Annotated in this window: 26 protein-coding genes; 11 read left to right on the forward strand and 15 right to left on the reverse strand. The window is 36.5% G+C overall.

Annotation, left to right across the window (positions count from 1 at the left end):
• Window positions 1-91: 91 nt before the first annotated feature.
• Complete coding sequence (locus RMO83_RS02765) at window positions 92-1,153, reverse strand: DUF3810 domain-containing protein (RefSeq protein WP_310558145.1); 1,062 nt, start codon at window positions 1,151-1,153, stop codon at window positions 92-94.
• A 109-nt stretch (window positions 1,154-1,262) separates the two neighbouring features.
• Between RMO83_RS02765 and RMO83_RS02770 the strand changes: the two genes are divergently transcribed.
• The 6 genes from RMO83_RS02770 (at window position 1,263) to RMO83_RS02795 (ending at window position 5,144) form a co-directional block, all read left to right on the forward strand.
• Window positions 1,263-1,490: a hypothetical protein gene (locus RMO83_RS02770; RefSeq protein WP_310558146.1), complete on the forward strand. Its 228-nt coding sequence runs from the start codon at window positions 1,263-1,265 to the stop codon at window positions 1,488-1,490.
• Window positions 1,491-1,542: 52 nt separating this feature from the next.
• Window positions 1,543-1,755 (forward strand): hypothetical protein, encoded by a 213-nt coding sequence (locus RMO83_RS02775; RefSeq protein ID WP_310558147.1) that lies wholly within the window; start codon window positions 1,543-1,545, stop codon window positions 1,753-1,755.
• Window positions 1,752-2,045, forward strand: coding sequence for a type II toxin-antitoxin system RelE/ParE family toxin (locus RMO83_RS02780; protein WP_310558148.1), 294 nt, complete (start codon window positions 1,752-1,754; stop codon window positions 2,043-2,045). Before RMO83_RS02775 ends, RMO83_RS02780 begins: the two co-directional genes overlap by 4 nt.
• 7 nt (window positions 2,046-2,052) lie before the next feature.
• Complete coding sequence (locus RMO83_RS02785) at window positions 2,053-3,513, forward strand: aminoacyl-histidine dipeptidase (protein ID WP_310558149.1); 1,461 nt, start codon at window positions 2,053-2,055, stop codon at window positions 3,511-3,513.
• A 283-nt stretch (window positions 3,514-3,796) separates the two neighbouring features.
• The gene (locus RMO83_RS02790) at window positions 3,797-4,651 is read left to right on the forward strand and encodes a S1-like domain-containing RNA-binding protein (protein WP_310558150.1); all 855 of its coding nucleotides are present in this window, start codon (window positions 3,797-3,799) and stop codon (window positions 4,649-4,651) included.
• 199 nt (window positions 4,652-4,850) lie between these two features.
• Complete coding sequence (locus RMO83_RS02795) at window positions 4,851-5,144, forward strand: 4a-hydroxytetrahydrobiopterin dehydratase (protein ID WP_310558151.1); 294 nt, start codon at window positions 4,851-4,853, stop codon at window positions 5,142-5,144.
• Window positions 5,145-5,251: 107 nt separating this feature from the next.
• On the opposite strand, the gene RMO83_RS02800 is transcribed toward RMO83_RS02795, so the two are convergent.
• Window positions 5,252-6,307, reverse strand: coding sequence for an NAD(P)-dependent alcohol dehydrogenase (locus RMO83_RS02800; protein ID WP_310558152.1), 1,056 nt, complete (start codon window positions 6,305-6,307; stop codon window positions 5,252-5,254).
• A gap of 646 nt (window positions 6,308-6,953) precedes the next feature.
• Between RMO83_RS02800 and RMO83_RS02805 the strand changes: the two genes are divergently transcribed.
• Window positions 6,954-7,652, forward strand: coding sequence for a DUF1826 domain-containing protein (locus tag RMO83_RS02805; protein WP_310558153.1), 699 nt, complete (start codon window positions 6,954-6,956; stop codon window positions 7,650-7,652).
• A gap of 218 nt (window positions 7,653-7,870) precedes the next feature.
• Here RMO83_RS02805 and RMO83_RS02810 read toward each other — a convergent pair whose 3' ends face one another.
• Window positions 7,871-8,932, reverse strand: coding sequence for an NAD(P)-dependent alcohol dehydrogenase (locus tag RMO83_RS02810; RefSeq protein WP_310558154.1), 1,062 nt, complete (start codon window positions 8,930-8,932; stop codon window positions 7,871-7,873).
• 130 nt (window positions 8,933-9,062) lie between these two features.
• On the opposite strand from RMO83_RS02810, the gene RMO83_RS02815 reads away from it, so the two are divergent.
• Complete coding sequence (locus tag RMO83_RS02815; protein ID WP_310558155.1) at window positions 9,063-9,281, forward strand: hypothetical protein; 219 nt, start codon at window positions 9,063-9,065, stop codon at window positions 9,279-9,281.
• A 217-nt stretch (window positions 9,282-9,498) separates the two neighbouring features.
• Here the strand turns inward: RMO83_RS02815 and RMO83_RS02820 are convergent, their stop codons facing one another.
• The 12 genes from RMO83_RS02820 to RMO83_RS02875 all read right to left on the reverse strand — a co-directional run bounded on the left by RMO83_RS02820 (window position 9,499) and on the right by RMO83_RS02875 (window position 16,728).
• Window positions 9,499-9,945, reverse strand: coding sequence for a hypothetical protein (locus RMO83_RS02820; protein ID WP_310558156.1), 447 nt, complete (start codon window positions 9,943-9,945; stop codon window positions 9,499-9,501).
• A 171-nt stretch (window positions 9,946-10,116) separates the two neighbouring features.
• Entirely contained in the window at window positions 10,117-10,266 is a 150-nt protein-coding gene (locus tag RMO83_RS02825; protein ID WP_310558157.1) for a nucleotidyl transferase AbiEii/AbiGii toxin family protein, read from the reverse strand.
• Between the two features lie 3 nt (window positions 10,267-10,269).
• Window positions 10,270-10,557, reverse strand: coding sequence for a DUF6922 domain-containing protein (locus RMO83_RS02830; RefSeq protein ID WP_409024995.1), 288 nt, complete (start codon window positions 10,555-10,557; stop codon window positions 10,270-10,272).
• A gap of 189 nt (window positions 10,558-10,746) precedes the next feature.
• Window positions 10,747-11,001 (reverse strand): hypothetical protein, encoded by a 255-nt coding sequence (locus tag RMO83_RS02835; RefSeq protein ID WP_310558159.1) that lies wholly within the window; start codon window positions 10,999-11,001, stop codon window positions 10,747-10,749.
• A 17-nt stretch (window positions 11,002-11,018) separates the two neighbouring features.
• Window positions 11,019-11,792: an HNH endonuclease gene (locus tag RMO83_RS02840; protein ID WP_310558160.1), complete on the reverse strand. Its 774-nt coding sequence runs from the start codon at window positions 11,790-11,792 to the stop codon at window positions 11,019-11,021.
• A 34-nt stretch (window positions 11,793-11,826) separates the two neighbouring features.
• Entirely contained in the window at window positions 11,827-12,174 is a 348-nt protein-coding gene (locus RMO83_RS02845) for an HpaII family restriction endonuclease (protein ID WP_310558161.1), read from the reverse strand.
• A 15-nt stretch (window positions 12,175-12,189) separates the two neighbouring features.
• A complete protein-coding gene (locus RMO83_RS02850) occupies window positions 12,190-12,957 on the reverse strand; it encodes an HNH endonuclease (RefSeq protein WP_310558162.1) in 768 nt (255 codons plus the stop codon).
• On the reverse strand, window positions 12,944-13,153 hold the full coding sequence (locus RMO83_RS02855) for a hypothetical protein (RefSeq protein WP_310558163.1): 210 nt from the start codon (window positions 13,151-13,153) through the stop codon (window positions 12,944-12,946). The genes RMO83_RS02850 and RMO83_RS02855 overlap by 14 nt, the downstream gene beginning before the upstream one ends.
• A gap of 2 nt (window positions 13,154-13,155) precedes the next feature.
• Entirely contained in the window at window positions 13,156-13,377 is a 222-nt protein-coding gene (locus RMO83_RS02860; protein WP_310558164.1) for a helix-turn-helix transcriptional regulator, read from the reverse strand.
• A gap of 263 nt (window positions 13,378-13,640) precedes the next feature.
• Window positions 13,641-14,369, reverse strand: coding sequence for a hypothetical protein (locus RMO83_RS02865; RefSeq protein WP_310558165.1), 729 nt, complete (start codon window positions 14,367-14,369; stop codon window positions 13,641-13,643).
• A gap of 698 nt (window positions 14,370-15,067) precedes the next feature.
• Window positions 15,068-15,451 carry an HU family DNA-binding protein gene (locus tag RMO83_RS02870; protein ID WP_310558166.1) on the reverse strand — a complete coding sequence of 128 codons (384 nt, stop codon included), beginning with the start codon at window positions 15,449-15,451 and terminating at the stop codon, window positions 15,068-15,070.
• Window positions 15,452-15,876: 425 nt separating this feature from the next.
• Entirely contained in the window at window positions 15,877-16,728 is an 852-nt protein-coding gene (locus RMO83_RS02875; protein ID WP_310558167.1) for a DUF3943 domain-containing protein, read from the reverse strand.
• 251 nt (window positions 16,729-16,979) lie between these two features.
• Here RMO83_RS02875 and RMO83_RS02880 point away from each other — a divergent pair, with 251 nt between their 5' ends.
• The 3 genes from RMO83_RS02880 to menA all read left to right on the forward strand — a co-directional run bounded on the left by RMO83_RS02880 (window position 16,980) and on the right by menA (window position 18,999).
• Complete coding sequence (locus RMO83_RS02880) at window positions 16,980-17,810, forward strand: 1,4-dihydroxy-2-naphthoyl-CoA synthase (RefSeq protein ID WP_310558168.1); 831 nt, start codon at window positions 16,980-16,982, stop codon at window positions 17,808-17,810.
• Window positions 17,798-17,932, forward strand: a complete 135-nt coding sequence (locus RMO83_RS02885; protein WP_310558169.1) for a hypothetical protein — start codon at window positions 17,798-17,800, stop codon at window positions 17,930-17,932. The genes RMO83_RS02880 and RMO83_RS02885 overlap by 13 nt, the downstream gene beginning before the upstream one ends.
• 104 nt (window positions 17,933-18,036) lie before the next feature.
• On the forward strand, window positions 18,037-18,999 hold the full coding sequence (menA, locus tag RMO83_RS02890) for a 1,4-dihydroxy-2-naphthoate octaprenyltransferase (RefSeq protein ID WP_310558170.1): 963 nt from the start codon (window positions 18,037-18,039) through the stop codon (window positions 18,997-18,999).
• The last annotated feature ends 487 nt before the right edge of the window (window positions 19,000-19,486 follow it).

A 19,486-nucleotide genomic window follows, 5' to 3' on the forward strand; every position in this document is an offset into this window, starting at 1 on the left:
TTTCCAGCCTTTCAAAGGCTGGAAACCTTAAAAACTAACCTTTAAAAAAGGATGCCGCTTCTATCGGGGCTATTTTACAACTTTTACTTTTCTAAAAATCCTTTCCTTTATAATAATTCACCAGCAAATTTACGAATTTACTATAGCCTTCCATTCCATCTTTTTGCTGGTTCATTTTTAGGAAATTGTCATAAAATACACGAAACCCTTTATCAATAAAAGTATCATATTGTTTCCAGAAATCTTCGCTTTCCTGATAGTTTTTCAAAATTCCGGGATGCACGGTTTTCAATAATTCATCGTACACTTTTTCGTCACGAAGATACCAATTGCTCAAGCAATACCGCAATGCAAAACTATAGCCCGAATATTGAAAGTAGGGGTTCTCATTTTTCACCGACGCCAGAAATCCAATAAAATTGCATTCGCTTTCGCTGGCAAAACCCATTTGATGCGCCATTTCGTGACAAGTCGTTGTCGGCGAATTGTACATGGGCATCAAATAATTTACTTGTGCTTCATTGGTAAACGGATTCAAATAGCCACCAAAACCCATATACGTCAACGGCAAACTAAAAAGCGATTTTTTGATGCTGGGATTTTGGTATTCAAAGAAAGCATACTGATTGGAAAGCGTTTTGTACCCATTCAAATTCATCTCGAAAACTTGCTCATTCGAATAGGGAAATACCACTTTCAGGCTATCGTTTTTGGTGATATGGGTTTGAATTTCATTAGTTTTGGCAATCAGCTTTTTGGTGAAATCTAGCAAATCAGCATCGGTGTAATCGCGTTCGATTTTCATTTTTTCAAAAAGCGGTTGTCGGTAATAATTCATAGCCCACAAAAAATGAAACAAAAAATACGCCATCGAAAGAATGTTTACTATTTTTAGACCTTTATTTTTCCATCCCACTTTCCAAGTTTTTCGACTATTCCACATCGATTTCAGCAGATATACAATCAGGATTCCGTACATTAGATCTCCCACTGAAAAAGGGATTATTCCAAAAGTGATTCGTAAAATTTTGGAAACAAAAACATACAAACCATTGCTGTAAAATCGTTCTACAAACTCAGGAAAAAAGGCAATTATTTTTATGAAAATAATTTGAATTAAAAGAAATAAGGGAAGGATGTATTTGCGTTGCATCAATTGTATTTTGGATATAAATTTAATCAATAATCAATAAGTAGTATTTCTTTTTTGTAAATTTGTGAAGCTTAATTTCTTTTTTGGAAATTTATAAACTTCAAAAGCTATGTCAAGAGAAGAACTTATTAAAGACATTGTCGAGAAATTGCGACAACTTTCTGATTCCAGAATTCAGGAAGTGTCGGATTATGTTAGTTTTTTGGCTAGTAAAATTGATGGCAAAATCATCTCCGAAGGTATTAAAACACTCGCTTCAACCTCAAAATCATATGATTTTCTTCAAAATGAAGAAGAACTCTATCAAGTGACTGATATAAAAGAAAAATACCTATGAAAGGAGCAATGCACTTTCATTTTTGTAAATTTGTTTTTAAATATAAGGAAGAATGACGCAAATCACTTTAAATATTCCAGACTCTGAATTGAGTTTCTTTATGAAATTGATAGAAAAGTTTAATTACGAAACCGTTATTAACGAATTTTCTGTAACCGAAGAAATGAAGAGCATATTAGATGAAAGAAGATCAACTTCAAAAATTGAAGATTTCATGCCTTGGAATGAGGCGAAAACCCAATTGCGTTTTAAATCTAAAAAATGATTTATAAAGTTGTAATTGAACCAAGAGCCATTATTGATATTCAAGACGCTATTGACTATTATGAATCCAAGCAGATTAGATTGGGTGAATATTTTTACCAAGTAGTTGAAGAGCATATAGAAACGCTGACCAAAACTCCTTTCTTTCAAATGCGATACAAAGATTATCACGGTTTCCCTATTCGAAAATTTCCTTTTATTCTGCTATATTATATAGATGAACAGCAAGAAACCATTTATATAATGTCTGTATTTAACACCTATTTAAATCCTGTAAAATATCCAAAATAAAAATACAATGAGCCAAGAAATAAGAAATCTAGAACCCAAAGCACTTTGGAACAAATTTGCCGATTTAAACGCAGTTCCTCGTCCATCCAAAAAAGAAGAGCGTGTTATCGATTTTATAAAAAATTTCGGAAATGCATTGGGATTAGAAACCTTTGAAGACGATATCCGTAACGTAATTATCCGTAAACCAGCGACTGCCGGAATGGAAAATCGCAAGCCAATTGTGCTTCAAGGGCATCTTGATATGGTGCATCAAAAAAATTCGGACACCGTTTTTGATTTCGACAAACAAGGAATCGATATGTATGTCGATGGCGACTGGGTTCGTGCTCGAGGAACTACTTTAGGTGCTGATAACGGTCTTGGAGTGGCGATGATTATGGCGATTTTAGAATCCAAAACAATTAAACATCCCGCTATTGAAGCTCTTTTTACAATCGATGAAGAAACCGGAATGACAGGAGCTTTGAACCTAAAAGGTGGCATCCTGAAAGGAGAAATTCTCTTGAATATGGACACCGAAGAAGACGACGAAATCGACATTGGTTGTGCCGGTGGAATTGATGTGACCGCAACTAGAGGTTATCATGAGGAGGAAACTCCAGAGAATTCTGTAGGGTACACCATTACTGTAAAAGGCTTAAACGGCGGACATTCCGGAATGGATATTCACAAAGGTTTGGGGAATGCGAACAAAATAATGAACCGTTTGTTGTTCGACGCTTTCGAAAATTTTGGACTTCAAGTTGCCGAAATCAACGGAGGCAGCTTGCGCAATGCGATTCCGAGAGAAAGCGTGGCCAAAGTAATCGTTGCTGGAATGTATGATGAAGCTTATGTTTTTGATATGCAGGAAATCATCAACGACATCAAAACCGAATTCAAAACCACAGAACCGAACCTGACTATCGAAATAGTGAAAAGCGATTTGCCAAAAAAAGTTATGGATTTGGGCGTTCAAGAAGGAATTCTCCGTTCGATGTATGCCGCACACAATGGCGTTTACAGAATGTCAGCCGATATGGAGGATTTGGTCGAAACTTCCAATAACATTGCACGTGTAATCATCAAAGATGGCGAAATTACCATTGGATGTTTGACGCGTTCTTCGGTAGAAACATCCAAGTTTGATTTGGCAAATGCTCTGCGTTCTGCCTTTGAATTGTGTGGTTGCGAAGTAATTTTAGCAGGTTCTTATCCGGGTTGGACTCCAAACGTACAATCCGAAATATTAGATTTATTGGTGAATATCTATGAGAAACAAAACCACGAAAAACCAAAAGTAGTGGCTTGTCACGCTGGTTTAGAATGTGGAATTCTAGGGACAAATTATCCTGATATGGATATGATTTCTTTTGGACCAACGATTCACGGAGCACATTCACCAGATGAAAGAGCTTCCATAAAATCTTCTCAGAAATTTTATAAATTTGTTTTGGAAATTTTGGAGAATATTCCGGTGAAGTAATAACGCAGGAATTAGAATAAAAACTTCAATAGAATACCTAAGGGCATTTGCGTTTAAAATTTTCAGACACGAATTGCACGAATTAGCACAAATTGTATTAATTTTTAAAATTGAATTACGCGAATTTTAGTTGTTTTGAAATTCGTGCAATCAAAACAGATTGAAATCTGTGTAAATTTGTGAAATTTGTGTCAACTTTTTTTAAAAGCGAATGCCGTGGAATACTCTCAAAATAAATCCTTTCAATCTCCGTACCTTTGCACTTTACAAATGACAAGAAATAATGATTGAAATAGGAAAATACAACACGCTCAACATATTACGCGATACGAAAGTCGGATTGTTTTTGGGAAATCCCGAAAAAGATCCCGAAGGAATTCACGACATATTGTTACCCAATAAATACGTACCCAACGATTGGGAAATAGGCGAGGAGATCATCGTTTTTGTGTATTTAGACCACGAAGAACGCCCTGTTGCAACCACTTTAGAACCTTATATTTTATTGAATGAATTTGCGCTTTTGCGGGTAAATTATGTCAATCAAGTGGGGGCTTTTATGGACTGGGGAATGGAAAAAGACATTCTTGTGCCATTCAAAGAGCAAGCGCGCCCAATGGAAAAAGGAAAACGCTATTTGGTGTATTTGTACATGGACGAAAAGACCAAGCGTTTGGTCGCTTCCAGCAAAACCAATCAGTTTTTGAAAAACGACCAGATCACAGTTGAAAAAGGCGAAGAAGTGGATTTAATCGTTTCGCACATCACCGAATTAGGAATCAACGTCATCATCAACGAGCAGCACAAAGGCTTGTTATATAAAGATGAGGTGTATGACGATGCCATCCGAACTGGAGACCGACTTAGAGGGTATATTAAGGCTATTCGTCCCGATAATAAAATTGATGTCTCCCTCCAAATTCAAGGCTACCAAAGCATTGAACCCAATGCCGACAAGATTCTTGACGAATTGCGTGCCAGTCGCGGTTTTCTGCGTTTAACCGATAATTCCCATCCCGAAGACATCAAAACGGTCTTGAAAATGAGCAAAAAAACCTTCAAGAAAGCCATTGGAGCTTTATACAAAGAAAAATTAATCGAGATTAAGGAAGACGGCATTTATTTGGTAAAAGAGTAAATAAGTAGAAGGAAGCAATTATTGTGGCATTGAAACAGTTATTCATTTAATCTTACCATATAAGGTATATAAGTTCAGATAAGCGATACAATCAAAAACTTAAATGTTCTTACCTGTCTTATACGGTAAAAAAAGCGACACTATTTTGTTCTCACTGTGTAGTAATTCCTCGAATGTCAAACAAACAAAAAACAAGGATATGCAAAAGCTAAACGAGCAAGAAATTCAGGACCAAATGAAGGAAATAGATGGGGCTTGGAAAGTAAAAGGAAAATTCCTCCATCGGGAATTGCTATTTAAGGGTTTTGTCGAAGCGTTTTCGTTTATGACCGCTGTGGCATTAGTAGCAGAGAAGTCTGCGCATCATCCCAATTGGAAAAACACCTACAACAAACTAATCATTGACCTCAGCACCCACGATGCCGATGGGATAACGACAAAAGATTTCCACTTGGCAAAAGCGATAGATACGCTGTTCAAAAAACACATCTAATATGGTTTAGAGTAGTTTATGCAAGAATACCCAAAAAATAAAATAAATAAAAATCCCAAACACAAATTCAAAAAGTGTTTGGGATTCATTTTTTAAAAGGCTAATTGTTATTTCAAAGAAGCCATATCAATCACAAAACGATACCGCACATCGCTTTTGAGCATTCTTTCATACGCTTCGTTGATGTCTTGCATTTTGATGATTTCAATTTCCGAAACGATATTATGTCCACCACAAAAGTCCAGCATTTCCTGAGTCTCTGCAATACCACCAATCAAAGAACCGGCAATAGATTTGCGCCCCATAATCATAGGAACCGTATTCAAAATAGGTTCCAAACCGCCAAGATAACCAACCAAAACCAACGTACCGTCAATAGTCAATGAACCAACATAAGGATTCACATCGTGTACATAAGGCACAGTATCAATAATCAAATCGAATTTTCCGCTCACGGAAGCCATCTGATGGTCATCAGTAGAAATAATAACAGCATCAGCGCCCAAGTCTAAAGCATCTTTTTCTTTCCCTGGCGTTCTAGAGAAAAGCGTTACTTCTGCACCCAAACCTTTGGCCAGTTTGATGGCCATATGACCCAGTCCACCCAAACCCACAACGGCAACTTTACTGCCTTTCGTAACATTCCAATGACGCAACGGCGACCAAGTAGTAATTCCAGCGCAAAGCAACGGAGCAACGGCAGCCAAATCTAAATTAGCGGGTACTTTCAAGACGAAATGTTCGTCAACCACAATTTTTTCAGAGTAACCACCGTGAGTCGGTTGATCTAAATGTTTGTCATAACCTCCATACGTTCCCACCCAGCCATTCAAGCAGTATTGTTCCAAATCTTTTTCACAACTGCTGCAGGTGCGACAAGAATCGACCAAGCATCCTACAGCAGCAATATCGCCTACTTTCAAATGAGTTACCTCACTGCCGACTTTGGTAATTTTACCCACAATTTCGTGACCCGGAACCACTGGATACGTGGTCATGCCCCAATCGTTTTTGGCAAAATGCAAATCGGAGTGGCAAACGCCACAATACAAAATCTCGATTTCAATGTCTTTAGCGGTGACATCTCTTCGGTCAATGGTCATTTCATTCAAAGGCGCATCGGCTGCTTTGGTGCCAAAGGCTTTTACATTTGTTGTTTTCATAAATATATAGTGTTTTTTTTAAGTAAAAAAGAAATAGCAATACCGATTATGTATTGCTTCGCCTGTTCGTCCGCCGCGGCGGACTCGGGTCAATATAGTCCAACAAAATTGGACTATTTTCATACTATATCGGTATTATACTATAAACTTATGGACTATTTTATAAATAGTGCTGGTATAAGTTCCCCAAAGATAAGCAAATAGAAAATTGAAAAAGGACTATACGGGTAAAATTAGTATGTTAATTAACCCCGTTGGGCGTAATTATTAAAAACGTCAGTTCGAGTGTTTTTTGTGCAGTAAAACGGAACAAAAAATGTATTGAGAACCGTTTTTAATGAAATTTTTCTTGTTCTCGATACGATTTTCTATCGAAAACCACTCGAACTGACGATAAATTATCATCAAAAACTAATTACACCCAACGGGTTGTTAATTAATTTACGCGAAGTACCATAAGGCACCACACACTCTCATTCTGAGCTTAGTTTATCCCCAGCTTGACAAGCGAAAAGTCTCTTCTCACCAAAACCCAACACCCAACACCCAAAACCCAGCACCCCACACCCCACACCCAACACCCATAACCCAAAACAATTCCCTATTTTTGTAGGGTAGAAAGTAACTCCCTTTTTGACAACCTACTATGAGCAATACCTTTTCTGACAGCGACCAAATTGGACTAGTAGCCACTTTTTCGGACTTGGTCAATACCGATTTTAAGGGAGAAACGAATGCCCTTTGCTGGTACCGCAATCTGGAAGGCGATTTTGCAGCGATTGTACATCAACTGCAACTCAAAGAAAATTGTACCGAAGTGTTTCCTGAAGACCTATTGGCACTCCAACTATCAGAACAGGGGAATAGAGCACGAGAAATAATCTTAAAGGATTTTCAATTATTAACTGATTTCGGAGCTTCTCCGACTCTTAATGTATTGAAATGTTACGAACGAGATGAGGAATTCGATTTCATAGCCACCGATGTGTATTCGTTTCATGTGGATCGTTCGCCCATTGCAACCGATACTTTTTTATGCACCTACCACGGAGCAGCTAGTGATATTATTGCGAATTCCCAAGCGGAGCAAAAAGTGCTGATTCCCGAAATTCGAGAAAAATTAGCTGCTATACACAACGGCCCAGCAGCCGAATTCGAAGATTTTTTAAAGGAAAACTATTTCGATTTGCATTATCAAGCCCAACCCCACGCAAGCCCGATCAATGTAGGGGTAGGACATCTTTGGCGCCTCGCAGTAGATCATCCAACACAACAAGTGCTACCTTGCATTCACAGGGCACCCTTAGAAAAGGAAGGGGAATATCGGTTGTTGCTAATTTGCTAAAAAATCCTACTTCCACTTTTGAGCAGTAATTAGGATTGATAAATTTGGTACGACCGAATGATAAACAGCCTTGCCAACGCTTCGAAATCAATGCGAATTAAAAGAGGCACTCGTCTAAAACTAGCGCCAGATAGGAAGTAAAGTGGTTGTACAGTCAGTTCCAATTTTTTTAGAATTTCCCTAGCCTTTGCTTTTGGCCACACTCCAGTAGCGCATCATTACATCGTTGAAGCATCAATTACATAACGGTAACGCGCTTCTTTATTCACGACTTTCTGCCAAGCCTCATTGATTTCATCCGCTTTAATGATTTGGATTTGAGGATAGATTTCGTGTGCTGCACAGTAATCCATCACTTCTTGTGTTTCGGGAATCCCACCAATCAACGATCCGTTGAAATTCACCCGATTGAAAATCATATTCGTATTATTAATCATCAATTCGCCATTAATGGGTTGACCCACCTGGGTAAAATAACCATAAGGTTTCACACAAGAAATATAATCGAACATTTCATAAGCATACGGAACGGTCGAAATCATAAAATCCATTTTTCCAAACCACGGTTTTAATTTTGCTGCCGTGTCCACTACAATCACCTCTTTGGCACCAAAACCTTTGATATCAGTAACTTTAGAAGGGGAAGTGGTAAACGCATAGACTTCGGCTCCTTTAGAAACCGCCAATTTGATAGCCATATGTCCCAATCCGCCAATACCCACAACGCCAATTTTATCCCCTTTTTTTATTTTTATTTTTATTAATGGCGAATAGGTGGTGATGCCTGCACAAAGTAGGGGAGCGGCATACTGCAAATCGATATTTTTTGGAATTTTAATAGCAAAATGTTCCGTGACCACCATGTTGTTGGAGTAACCGCCTTGCGTGATTCCGGTTGGGGATGATTTTTCTGGCGAGCCATAAGTGCCTACCATTCCAGTAGTTTCGCAATGTTGTTCTTCGCCACTTTTGCAGCTGTCACATTCCATACAGCTATTAACCATACAACCTACACCGGCGCGATCACCCACTTTGAATTTGGTTACATTTTTACCAATGGCAGTAACGATGCCTGCAATTTCGTGTCCCGGAACTTGCGGATATTTTTGTTTTCCCCAATGCCCTTTGATGGTATGAATGTCGGAATGGCAAATGCCGGAATATTTTATTTCAATTAAAATATCGTGGTCAGTCAACGATCTGCGTTCGAAGTTCCAAAGTTCTAATGTACCGCTTTCGTCTTTTCCGGCGTACCCTTTTGATGGTGTTGTAGTGCTCATAGTGTTTGAATTTTGTTGCGCAAATAAATGCATTGCATTAGTTAGAATTATACCTGTGCCTACTATGGCGGTTTGTTGGATTATACCAATTGTAATTTTAAAATGGTCTAATCCATTTTAAAATTTTACAATGGTTAATGCCGATAGACAATATTTTGAGTACATTTTATTGGACTCTTATAATATTGCTAATCGGTATAAATTTTCTTCGAGAATGATTTTTGGGAAAGGACATACGATCTTTGTATTAGTAACCAATACAAAATTAGAACCCAACGGACGCTATGCGCTTACAACAATCAAGGTAATAGTTGTAAAATTCACAGTATGTGAAGCGGAAGGTTCTTAAAGTACTTCGTATGGTTATCCCCAAAGATGGATTGAAGTACTAATCCCGAAAATCAACTAATCCAACTAAAGAATAAATGGGTGCTAACCGGAGCAATCTGCGGTCAAATATTCAATCAAGACCGACAACTTCTAACTCCCAATACCCAACACCTAGAACCCAACACCCAACACCTAATTCCCAACTCCCAACACCCAACACCCAACACCCGAACAGCTTATTTAATTTTTATTCCTTTGGGTCCAGGAAAATCTTTGCCTAAATGCTCGTAAAGTCGTCTTACTTTTGCACGCCAACTTATTTTTGCTTCAATCCAAGTTTTGCTTCCCTCGATGATTTGGATAGTATCGTTAGTATGTGAAGGAAATTTTGAATAGTCGGCGTTATCATCAAATTTTAATAGTAATTCTGGATTGTCAATTGGGGTGTTGTTTTTGTTTAAATCAAATATTGTTTTATGCTCTTCTTTGTTGAATTTAAGTGTTTTAACTTTCAAGTATTCATATAAATCGATTAATGAAATCGTATCGGTTATGAAGTCTAAGTCATAAATATCTTTTTTGGTCGAACGGTTTGACGTACTGATTAATTTAAATAGACCAATGTCTTTTTTAGAAAGTACATTTATCCCTTGATTAACTTCTAAATCAAATAAATTCTTCATATTTTGAAGCAATTCTATTTTTATAGTTTCGCCATCTTCTAAATCAAGATAAAAACGCAGAAAACAATATTGATCATTGATATAACAAGGATTATCAAAGCTTTTTGCTTTATTACCAAAGTAGTTTTTGACTTCATTTTCGATATTTTTAAATCCCTCTTTGCCAATTATTCACTCATAAAATAAATCGAGATCATTAGAAATTCTGTGATTGAATTGTAGTGCTAGATTTGTACCACCACCTAAAGTAAATTTTGATACGGTGGGTAATGTTTGTAATTCAATAATGGCTTTTATGATTGCCGGAGTGACTGCTTTCATAAATTAAAGTGAAAAACGTAGAAATGGTTTTACACCGTATCTTTTTGCAACACTAATACAAACTTTATTACTGATATTTTCTGTTGTTAATTTTAAGTATTTTACAATATCTTTAGTTGAATACAGCGCTTCTAATTTTAAAATATCAGTTTCAAATGTCTCAGGAGTGGTTGCAAACAAAGCCCTTGGAATGATAATGTCCTTATCTTTAGAAAGATGAAGTTTACTATGATCCATATCCCAAAACAAGTGTTTAGGAAAAATTGTTGCTATGTTGACTGATTCTTTCACAATACAAAAATACTGAATTTAGTATTAACTGCTACGCTACTCCAAAAGTTTAACTTCTATGAAAGTAACTACATCTATAAATTGAATAGAAACTGCTAAAAACACCCAACACCCAAAACCCAGCACCCCACACCCAACACCCAGCACCCAACACCCAACACCCAACACCCAACACCCAACACCCAACACCTATTTCCTCCTAAAAAACCAACTCGTGTTTTTTGTTTTCCGTTCCGCAACGGCAAACGGAATACGGCGCAATTTTTTGTCGGCATCTAATTTTCTCAAAAGCGCGCGAATGGGCATCCCATTGCTGTGGTCAGCGGGAAAAATACCAGCAAGGATAAAATAAGGCATCATATCCTTTGCGGGTACAATACGAACCGTTTTATTCAGTGCAAAATACTCTTTGAGCACCACATTGATTTGTGTTATTTTATCCATAACGGGTTGTTATAAAGCTATTTTTCAAAAATACTATCCAAATGATATTCCAGAAATTCTTTTCTCGGCATATATTTTATAGGATAAGTAATCTTTAGATTTTCAATAGGCGCAAAATGGCTTTGATAAAAAGAGGTGTCTTTTTTCTTTTTCAATTGTTGAGAAAGTACCACCTGATAGCTTTGATTAATACCAATTAATCCCTTGTCAAAAGACTTATCATAAAGTGCCGAAAGACAAATTCCGTTCTCAGGATTTAACCTTTCGTTTTCGTTTTTAGACCAAGGAACAATATGACTTGCCAAAAGCAGTTCCGGAATATCAATTCCTGTAATAGCACATTTTGTGGTGTAATTGGTTAAAACCATTTGCCTGAAAACCGATTGGTTGACTCTTGTTTTCACTTCCCGAATTACAGTTTCACCTTTTAATCCCTTTAAATCAAAAAGGATATCTTGGTACTTGTTTTCAATAGAAGTATTTTCTTTCTGAGCCAGAATTTGTTCGCTTAAAAAAACCAATTCCTCTTGATTATGAAAAAATTCATCCCAAATGGGCTGGACTATCTTTGTACCACCAACCATTCCCTTGACTCCTCTAGCTGATAAAATTGGGTCAACACTAGCAAAGTTTACCAACCGCAACGCAATTGAACTTGGAGTTCTACCTATAAGATTTGCAAGATGAATAATATCTTTATTTGTACTATGCATTTTTCCAAAAGGAATTTTTAAGTACAAGTTGAAAGCTAGTATTAATTCTTCGCGTGACCAGAGGTTTTTTGATGGCATTTAGAAAGAGTTTAATTCCAAAGTAATTATCAATTTATTTGATGAATCGTATTTGTAAATTTAATTTGAAATATAGACTGTCATTTTCCAAATAAACAGTACCAAAATTGTGTCTTGTGCTGCTTCCAGTATCCAATTTTGTGTTATTTAAAAGGTAGTTTTCAAATTCATTTTTATTATAAATATGATAACATAAAACTTCCCCATCTTCTTTTACAATTAAGTATCCTCCATTGGCTTCATAAGTTCCTGACCAAACTTTTGAAGGCATCATTCCTAAAGCTATATCGGTTAACAGGCGCTTAGTTTTGTATGTGTAAAATTGATGTTTGTTTGAAATATCAAAATTTAATGGATTTTCTTCTTCGATTATTTTTACCAAATGATTATATAAATTTTACTTTTTGAAAAGATTTGTATAATGCCAATCTAAAAATTCCTTTGATGGTAGAAATCTATCGGGTAAAATAATTGACTGATCTTCATATTTTAAAAAGAACTCTGGAATAGCTTCATCCTTTTTGAAATCATCAAAATACTTTGAAACTTTAATTTTGTAATCTGGTGTAACTGTTATAAAACCTTCATCGAATGCTTTGTCGTGAATTGAATTTAAGCACAATCCATTGTGAGGATTTAATCTATTTAATTCATCAGTTTTCCAAGGTTTTATGTGACTTGCTACCAAGAAATCAGTAATCGATAATCCCGTAATGCAACACTTTAAATTGTATGATGAAAGTATTGTGGAACGAAAGAAACTTTGATTTACTCTTTGTTTTATTATTGTTTCTCTTTCAATACCAATTGGAAATTCAAAAATTTCAACATCAATTATTTCTTCAACTTTTTTGTTTTGAAATTCAGCAATTAATAACTCACTTTCGTATGCTAATTTCCCCCAATTTCCGTTAAATTCATTCCATACAATTTCATCAAGTTTACTTCCGTTTCCTAAGCCAACAATTCCTTGTTTTTTTAATTCTGGATCAAGTCTACCGAAGTTTCCTATTTTCATATTTAAAGCAGATGGACTTCTACCAATTATATTGGCATATTTTATTATGGTAGGATTGGTTTTGCTACTGTTTTTGAAGGGAACTTTGCAATACACATTGAAAGCGACAATCGTTTCTTCTTTTGTCCAATTATTACTTTTTGCCATTTTTTAATTCTGTTATTTCAAGATTATCAACAGAATAATCGCTTAAAATTTCATTCAATAAATTCATTGTTAAATCCGAACTTCCCAATAAAATTGTTCTTAATATTTCAACTCTATCATCAGGCGTTAGTTGATTTAATTTTATAGTATCACGAAAAAATTCCATAAATTCATCTCTTGATATTGTCTCTTTCATTTTTATTTCTTAAATCTTTTGTCGTTAAAAAAAGTTCCTAAATCAGTGTCTAGTGCAGTAATTATTTTTTCAATTATTTCAATTGAAACATTTCGTTTGCCTTTTTCTATATCAGAAATATAATTTCTGTCTACGTTAGAAATATTGGCTAAATGCTCAATAGAAATTCCTTTTTCTTCCCTTTGGGATTTAACCTTTTGACCAAATTTTTCTTTAATATCCATAGTTTATAAAATTAGTTTTGCGCCTACAATTGACCCGCATACAATTGTAAGCATAAAGAAGTTAGTTGTTAACAAAGTTATTAGGTGGATTGTAGAGGGGATGTGGTGGGTTTTTATATCATAATATAGGTTTCTAGAGTTTATAGAAATAAAAAAACCGCAAAATTTAATTTTGCGGTTTACTACATTTTGATAATATATTTATCTCAGTTTATTCTTAGAATTGGGTTTTTGAAATAGTCACATGCTCGATATATTAAAGCTCAATTTTTTTGAAAAAAGAATTCATGAGTATCAATAATAGCATTCCTTCCCATCTGAACTAAATTCCCTGTATTTTTTAAATAGATACCAAGAGTCTTTTCATTATAAATCAATTTCATTTCAGAAGAATAATCAGTTACTAAATACATATCTCCTTCTAATTTAAAAAAAGGAATTTCCGATTTACCTTTTGCTTTTATTCCTTTATTAACTACAACTCCATTCGTTAATACATCCTTTAGTACAGCATCACTTTTTTCTTTTGAAGCTACTTTGGCATAAGCTACCATCATATTAAGCCATTCAGTACTATCTATTAAATACCAACTTACTTTGTTAAAGTCAATACCTTGATCACTAATCCAACCATAGCTAGTAAAAGCTAGTAATACCTGTTTTTTGCCGTCCAATTTTGGATTGTCAGCCGGACTAAATTCTTGTATTTTAAAAGAAATAACGGATGTTGATGACATATCCTTTGTTTTTTTGCCATCAAAGTCGAGTGTTTTTAATGAAAAGCTATTCAATTCAGGGTGATTAGCTAACACCCATTGCGTAGCCGTTAATTCCGCTCTTTCTTTCATATCCTCCACGGCGGCAATTCCTGCTCCAATAGCTAATAAACCAGCTCCGACAGCAACTGCTGCCGCTGCACCATTACTTTGAGCATTCGATTGTTTGGGAACTAATAATGTAATAATAACTAAAATAATAATATTTTTTTTCATTTTTTATAAGATTTAGATTAAATAATATTCAAATGTAATCTATTGCAAAATTTATTCTTTACGGCTTCCCTAATTTCACCATTTTTTTATGTAAAGCATTTGCAATCCCATTTTGTTTTCGAGTTGTACTTTATGTAAAAGCTAATTTTTAGGTAAAAAATAGCCTAATAAAAACGGATTCAAAAATTATAAAAACTTTTCAACAATTTTATATAATTTTGTAAAAGCGTGCGTAACATTTCACTACTTTTAACCCGTAATTCGAAACGGTAACTGAAATTGCCCGAGGTCTTACATTAAAAATTCGCTCAAAAAAACGAGGTGCTAGCCAGTGATTTTGAGCTTTTTTTATGGAAAAAAGTCTCAAAAAAGTGCTTGCTGTGTCGCCAAAACTATTAAAAAACCCGCTTATTTTATCCTTTTTTTGCTTTTTTTTGGTGCAAATTGCCATCCAAAACTGCAAGTTGGCGTTATTATGTAGATTTTTAGAGAAAAAAGAAGAGAAAGAAGGTAGTTTTCAATTCGTCTTAATGTCATTTTTACATCGTCAGGACAAACTTTTTGCTTCGTCAGGTCGAAACATTTGCCTCGTCAGGACAAATTGACGAAAGTTTTCGTGAAAATTAGGACAAAAAAAAGACCTTGGGCACTGAAATACCCAAGGTCTTACATTAAAAATCCGTTCAAAAAACGAGGTGCTAGCCAGCTTTTCTGAAGGATACGCTATCAAGCATCGTACGCAATTTTTTTCCAGGACGGAACAAAATACGACTCTTAGTGATAGCGGTTGCTGAAACTTCGGCGGCAGTGTCACTTCCTTTAGAGCTAATGCCCACTTGAAAATTACCTAACCGACCCAGTTTCACGATTCTTCCTTGACCTAGTTCGCCAATGATGTTGTGCTCTAAAGCCAACAACACGGCATAACAGTCGGTTTCGTTAACCGTACATTGATAGGAAATCAGCTCCGCGAGCCTATCCAAATCGACATTGCCGTCTGCTACCGCAGCAGCGTAATACTTTTCAGGGGCAGTCATGTCCTGCGGATTCTTTCTGGACTGCGTCTTAAATTTAATCGCCATGATTTTTGCGTATTAAATTAATAAAAAAAACAATTTGTCTTAATGCACTGACAATCAGTACCTAATTGACAAATCCAAAGGTAAAAGGTTCTACCGGTTATAAAAAGTCAAACTTATTCACAATCGGGAAGAGTTTTTAACAAAAAGAAGTGATTTGAATACTTTTCATACAGATTATAAATACCTGTATATCAGAAATATAAAAATAAAAACAGGTCCTTAGGTACTGTAAAATATAGGATTTCTTTTTTGATTAAAGAATAAAAAAAACGACTTCTCGATACTCCCGAAAGCTGTCGGGATTGTATCGTAAAGCTGTCGCATTACTATTCAAAATCACTTGAAGAGACGTGTGGGAGTTGCTGCGTGTGTAACTGAATAGAATTACTACAGTAAAATAAAAATAAATAGCTAGCAGAAGTAAATTAAAATTGCGCCGAAAACTGAATGCCCCAAACAGGGGTTTTCGACAACTGATTCACGCCCACAGGAGCGATATTCATTTGGGTTTTGACCCTGTCCTTGTATCCAAATCCGTCTAAAATAGTGTTGAAAGGATCCATCAAAAATAAGGAGGTCATACCCAAAATCTTTGATCGCAATACTTTTTTGTCGTGCTTAAGAATCGATTTCTTAGCATAGAAAAATCCTTCACCCATTACAGCACCCACCACAGGCGTGATAATTAAATCTTGTTTAGAAGGGATTTCGGCAAAAGATTCGATGCCGTATTCCCAGAAAAAAGTAGACATAATCGCAGAATAGCCAAAGGACTCTAGAACTGTAAATCCACAACTTCTGGCCGTCATGTAATAAACACCACCACAATACGGATGTGCAATCCAGTTGAGCACCCAATTGTCTTGATCCATAATGGGTCCCGCTTTTACATTTTGCTTCCATTTCCACAAAATGCCTTTCTCTTTCATTTCCTCTTTGTTCCATTTGGTGGTGCGTTCGGGCAAGGCCCAAAGTATTCCAAAAGCAATTACGGTAGCGCCGGCATACATTGCACTGCCGGACCCTAGTCTTCTCCAATTGCGATAAGGTGGTGGATAGATGGCCACATTTTGTACTGAAACTGGAGCAATAGAATCTACTGTTGCTATCAGACTATCTTTAAAAACTACTTTGATTTCATTCGAACTAACAGCAGTACTGTCAGTAGTATTACTGGTGATGAGCGTTTCTATCTCACTGCTCTCGAGTTGTTGTGCAAAAGTGGATGCGCAAAAAACAAATGCTAGAATGAAAAAAAAGGTCTTTTTAGGAAGCATAAATAGAGAAAATTTAAACTAAAGACACTTTTTAAACGAGTCAAAAGGTGTATTTAATTCGGTAATGGGTACCTAATCAAAAGAGTAAGTGGTATTTGTTTAGTGTTTGCTTGGTTTATAATGGGTGCAAATATAATTAAAAATATATTTTAGCAAGATTATTTCTAAGCCGCCAGTTTTTTTAATTTGGGAAGTATTAGATAAATCTAAAAAATGCGCTAATTTTACATTTAAAATATAAAACCGCTCTAATGGATTGGATAACCGTCAAAGAATACGAAGACATCACCTATAAAAAATGCAATGGCGTGGCTCGAATAGCCTTCAACAGACCCAATGTTCGCAATGCGTTTCGACCAAAAACAACCTCCGAATTATACCAAGCTTTCTACGACGCTCAGGAAGACACTTCTATAGGAGTGGTGCTACTTTCGGCTGAAGGACCATCGACCAAAGATGGCGTTTATTCATTTTGCAGCGGTGGCGATCAAAATGCGCGAGGGCATCAGGGCTATGTTGGCGACGATGGGCAGCATCGATTGAATATTCTCGAAGTCCAACGCCTGATTCGCTTTATGCCAAAGGTAGTTATCGCCGTAGTTCCCGGTTGGGCTGTGGGTGGCGGACACAGTTTGCACGTAGTTTGTGATTTGACTTTAGCGAGCAAAGAACACGCGATCTTCAAACAAACGGATGCCGATGTCACCAGTTTTGATGCAGGGTATGGTTCAGCTTATTTGGCCAAAATGGTAGGACAGAAAAAAGCCCGTGAAATCTTTTTCCTTGGACGCAATTATTCGGCTCAAGAAGCAATGGAAATGGGAATGGTCAATGCGGTAATCCCCCACGCTGAACTGGAAGACACCGCCTACCAATGGGCACAAGAGATAATGGAAAAATCACCCACTTCTATCAAAATGCTAAAATTCGCCATGAACCTCACCGATGACGGCATGGTAGGGCAACAAGTTTTTGCGGGCGAAGCCACAAGGCTAGCCTATATGACCGACGAAGCCAAAGAAGGCCGAAACGCCTTCCTCGAAAAAAGAAAACCCAACTTTGAAAAGAAATGGCTTCCTTAGGGAAGTGGGAAGTGGGAAGTATGAAGTGGGAAGTGGGAAGTACGAAGTGGGAAGTGGGATGTACGAGGTACGAGGTACGAGGTACGAGGTACGAAGTACAACATAGCAAACCGCTACTCTAATCTCTAATCTCCAACATCTAACTCCTAACTCCTAACTCCCAGCTTCTAACATCTAACTCCCAGCTTCTAACTTCTAACTTCTAACTTCTAACTTCTAACCTCAAATGAAACATTGGATTCAAGCCGCACGATTAAGAACCTTACCCTTATCGGTTTCCGGAATAATTGTGGGCAGTATGTATGCTTTGGCCTATCCAACGGATAACTTCCTCACGCCCACAGAGGTCTTCAATTGGAGGCTATTTGGCTTTGCCATGCTAACCACGCTTGGACTGCAAATCCTGTCCAATTTCGCCAACGATTATGGCGATGGTATCAAAGGTACCGATAACGAAGATAGAATTGGTCCCAAGCGTGCCATACAATCGGGAGTGATTTCGCCACAAGCGATGAAACGCGCTATAATTAGTACCTCAGTTCTGACGCTCATTTCAGCCATCTTGCTGATTTATTATGCTTTTCGCTATACTAATGTAGGATATTCTTTGTTCTATTTAGGCTTGGGGATTTTGGCCATTGCTTCGGCAATTCGATATACTGTAGGCAATACGGCGTATGGATATCGTGGGTATGGGGATGTATTTGTATTTGTATTTTTTGGTTTGGTGAGTACTATGGGTGTTAATTTCTTGTATTCAAAACAAATAGAATTCGATTTGTTTTTACCAGCAATCGCCATCGGATTTTTGAGTGTTGGCGTTTTGAATTTGAATAATATGCGCGACGAAGCCTCTGACAGAAAGTCGAATAAAAATACCATTGTAGTGCAAATTGGCGCAGCCAAAGCAAAGAAATACCATTATTTTCTTATCGTTTCGGCGATGATTTTGGTGGTTGTCTTTGCGTTGACACAGGATTTTAGTTTAGACCAATATTTGTTTTTACTGGCGTATATTCCTTTGACTAAACATTTAATTACGGTTTATAAAAACCAAGAGCCTAGAGCATTAGATCCCGAGTTAAAAAAGTTAGCGCTGAGTACTTTTGCGCTTTCAGTGCTATTAGCAATTTGTATGATTTCGTTGATACAAGACGTTGTTGTTAATCTCTTTTTGGGTGGGAGATAGGGTGTAAAGATGTAAGAGTTTAAAGGTTTAAAATTTGGATTATGGTATTGAAAATTTCGTTCTTGAATTCGAACGTGTCAAAGTGAAAGTCAAAAAATGCACCGAGCCTACGGCTCTTTTTTCTGGGTTTTTTGTTGTCAACTGGACTAAAGTCCAGCTTTACAAAAGGACCCGAGCCCAAGGCTCTAATAGGTAATGTGATAGTCCGCAGCGGCGTACGGGACATAGTGTAGCAAGGGATTTTAGTCCGTTGTTAAAGCGATTTTATATGTTTTGAAATAGTCCGCAGCGGCGGACGGTTTATATTGTAGCAACGGATTTTAATCCGTTGAATGGGTAACGGATTTTAATTAGTCATTCCTTAAAAATGAATTAACAATTTGATTGTTAATAACTTGTGATTAAATTCAGTTGAAAACAGTACTTTTAAATCGCCAAAAAGTGTATATTTCGGTATAAAAAAGTGGCAATATGTTAGGCAAAATAA

Origin of the sequence: Flavobacterium sp. (genome assembly GCF_031423415.1) — a bacterium.
GTDB lineage: Bacteria > Bacteroidota > Bacteroidia > Flavobacteriales > Flavobacteriaceae > Flavobacterium.

Coding starts and splice junctions, on each gene's coding strand:
- RMO83_RS02765 (WP_310558145.1), bottom strand. CDS start 1,153: ATGCAACGCAAATACATCCTTCCCTTATTTCTTTTAATTCAAATTATT.
- RMO83_RS02770 (WP_310558146.1), top strand. CDS start 1,263: ATGTCAAGAGAAGAACTTATTAAAGACATTGTCGAGAAATTGCGACAA.
- RMO83_RS02775 (WP_310558147.1), top strand. CDS start 1,543: ATGACGCAAATCACTTTAAATATTCCAGACTCTGAATTGAGTTTCTTT.
- RMO83_RS02780 (WP_310558148.1), top strand. CDS start 1,752: ATGATTTATAAAGTTGTAATTGAACCAAGAGCCATTATTGATATTCAA.
- RMO83_RS02785 (WP_310558149.1), top strand. CDS start 2,053: ATGAGCCAAGAAATAAGAAATCTAGAACCCAAAGCACTTTGGAACAAA.
- RMO83_RS02790 (WP_310558150.1), top strand. CDS start 3,797: ATGATTGAAATAGGAAAATACAACACGCTCAACATATTACGCGATACG.
- RMO83_RS02795 (WP_310558151.1), top strand. CDS start 4,851: ATGCAAAAGCTAAACGAGCAAGAAATTCAGGACCAAATGAAGGAAATA.
- RMO83_RS02800 (WP_310558152.1), bottom strand. CDS start 6,307: ATGAAAACAACAAATGTAAAAGCCTTTGGCACCAAAGCAGCCGATGCG.
- RMO83_RS02805 (WP_310558153.1), top strand. CDS start 6,954: ATGAGCAATACCTTTTCTGACAGCGACCAAATTGGACTAGTAGCCACT.
- RMO83_RS02810 (WP_310558154.1), bottom strand. CDS start 8,932: ATGAGCACTACAACACCATCAAAAGGGTACGCCGGAAAAGACGAAAGC.
- RMO83_RS02815 (WP_310558155.1), top strand. CDS start 9,063: ATGGTTAATGCCGATAGACAATATTTTGAGTACATTTTATTGGACTCT.
- RMO83_RS02820 (WP_310558156.1), bottom strand. CDS start 9,945: ATGAAGAATTTATTTGATTTAGAAGTTAATCAAGGGATAAATGTACTT.
- RMO83_RS02825 (WP_310558157.1), bottom strand. CDS start 10,266: ATGAAAGCAGTCACTCCGGCAATCATAAAAGCCATTATTGAATTACAA.
- RMO83_RS02835 (WP_310558159.1), bottom strand. CDS start 11,001: ATGGATAAAATAACACAAATCAATGTGGTGCTCAAAGAGTATTTTGCA.
- RMO83_RS02840 (WP_310558160.1), bottom strand. CDS start 11,792: ATGCCATCAAAAAACCTCTGGTCACGCGAAGAATTAATACTAGCTTTC.
- RMO83_RS02850 (WP_310558162.1), bottom strand. CDS start 12,957: ATGGCAAAAAGTAATAATTGGACAAAAGAAGAAACGATTGTCGCTTTC.
- RMO83_RS02855 (WP_310558163.1), bottom strand. CDS start 13,153: ATGAAAGAGACAATATCAAGAGATGAATTTATGGAATTTTTTCGTGAT.
- RMO83_RS02860 (WP_310558164.1), bottom strand. CDS start 13,377: ATGGATATTAAAGAAAAATTTGGTCAAAAGGTTAAATCCCAAAGGGAA.
- RMO83_RS02865 (WP_310558165.1), bottom strand. CDS start 14,369: ATGAAAAAAAATATTATTATTTTAGTTATTATTACATTATTAGTTCCC.
- RMO83_RS02870 (WP_310558166.1), bottom strand. CDS start 15,451: ATGGCGATTAAATTTAAGACGCAGTCCAGAAAGAATCCGCAGGACATG.
- RMO83_RS02875 (WP_310558167.1), bottom strand. CDS start 16,728: ATGCTTCCTAAAAAGACCTTTTTTTTCATTCTAGCATTTGTTTTTTGC.
- RMO83_RS02880 (WP_310558168.1), top strand. CDS start 16,980: ATGGATTGGATAACCGTCAAAGAATACGAAGACATCACCTATAAAAAA.
- RMO83_RS02885 (WP_310558169.1), top strand. CDS start 17,798: ATGGCTTCCTTAGGGAAGTGGGAAGTGGGAAGTATGAAGTGGGAAGTG.
- menA (WP_310558170.1), top strand. CDS start 18,037: ATGAAACATTGGATTCAAGCCGCACGATTAAGAACCTTACCCTTATCG.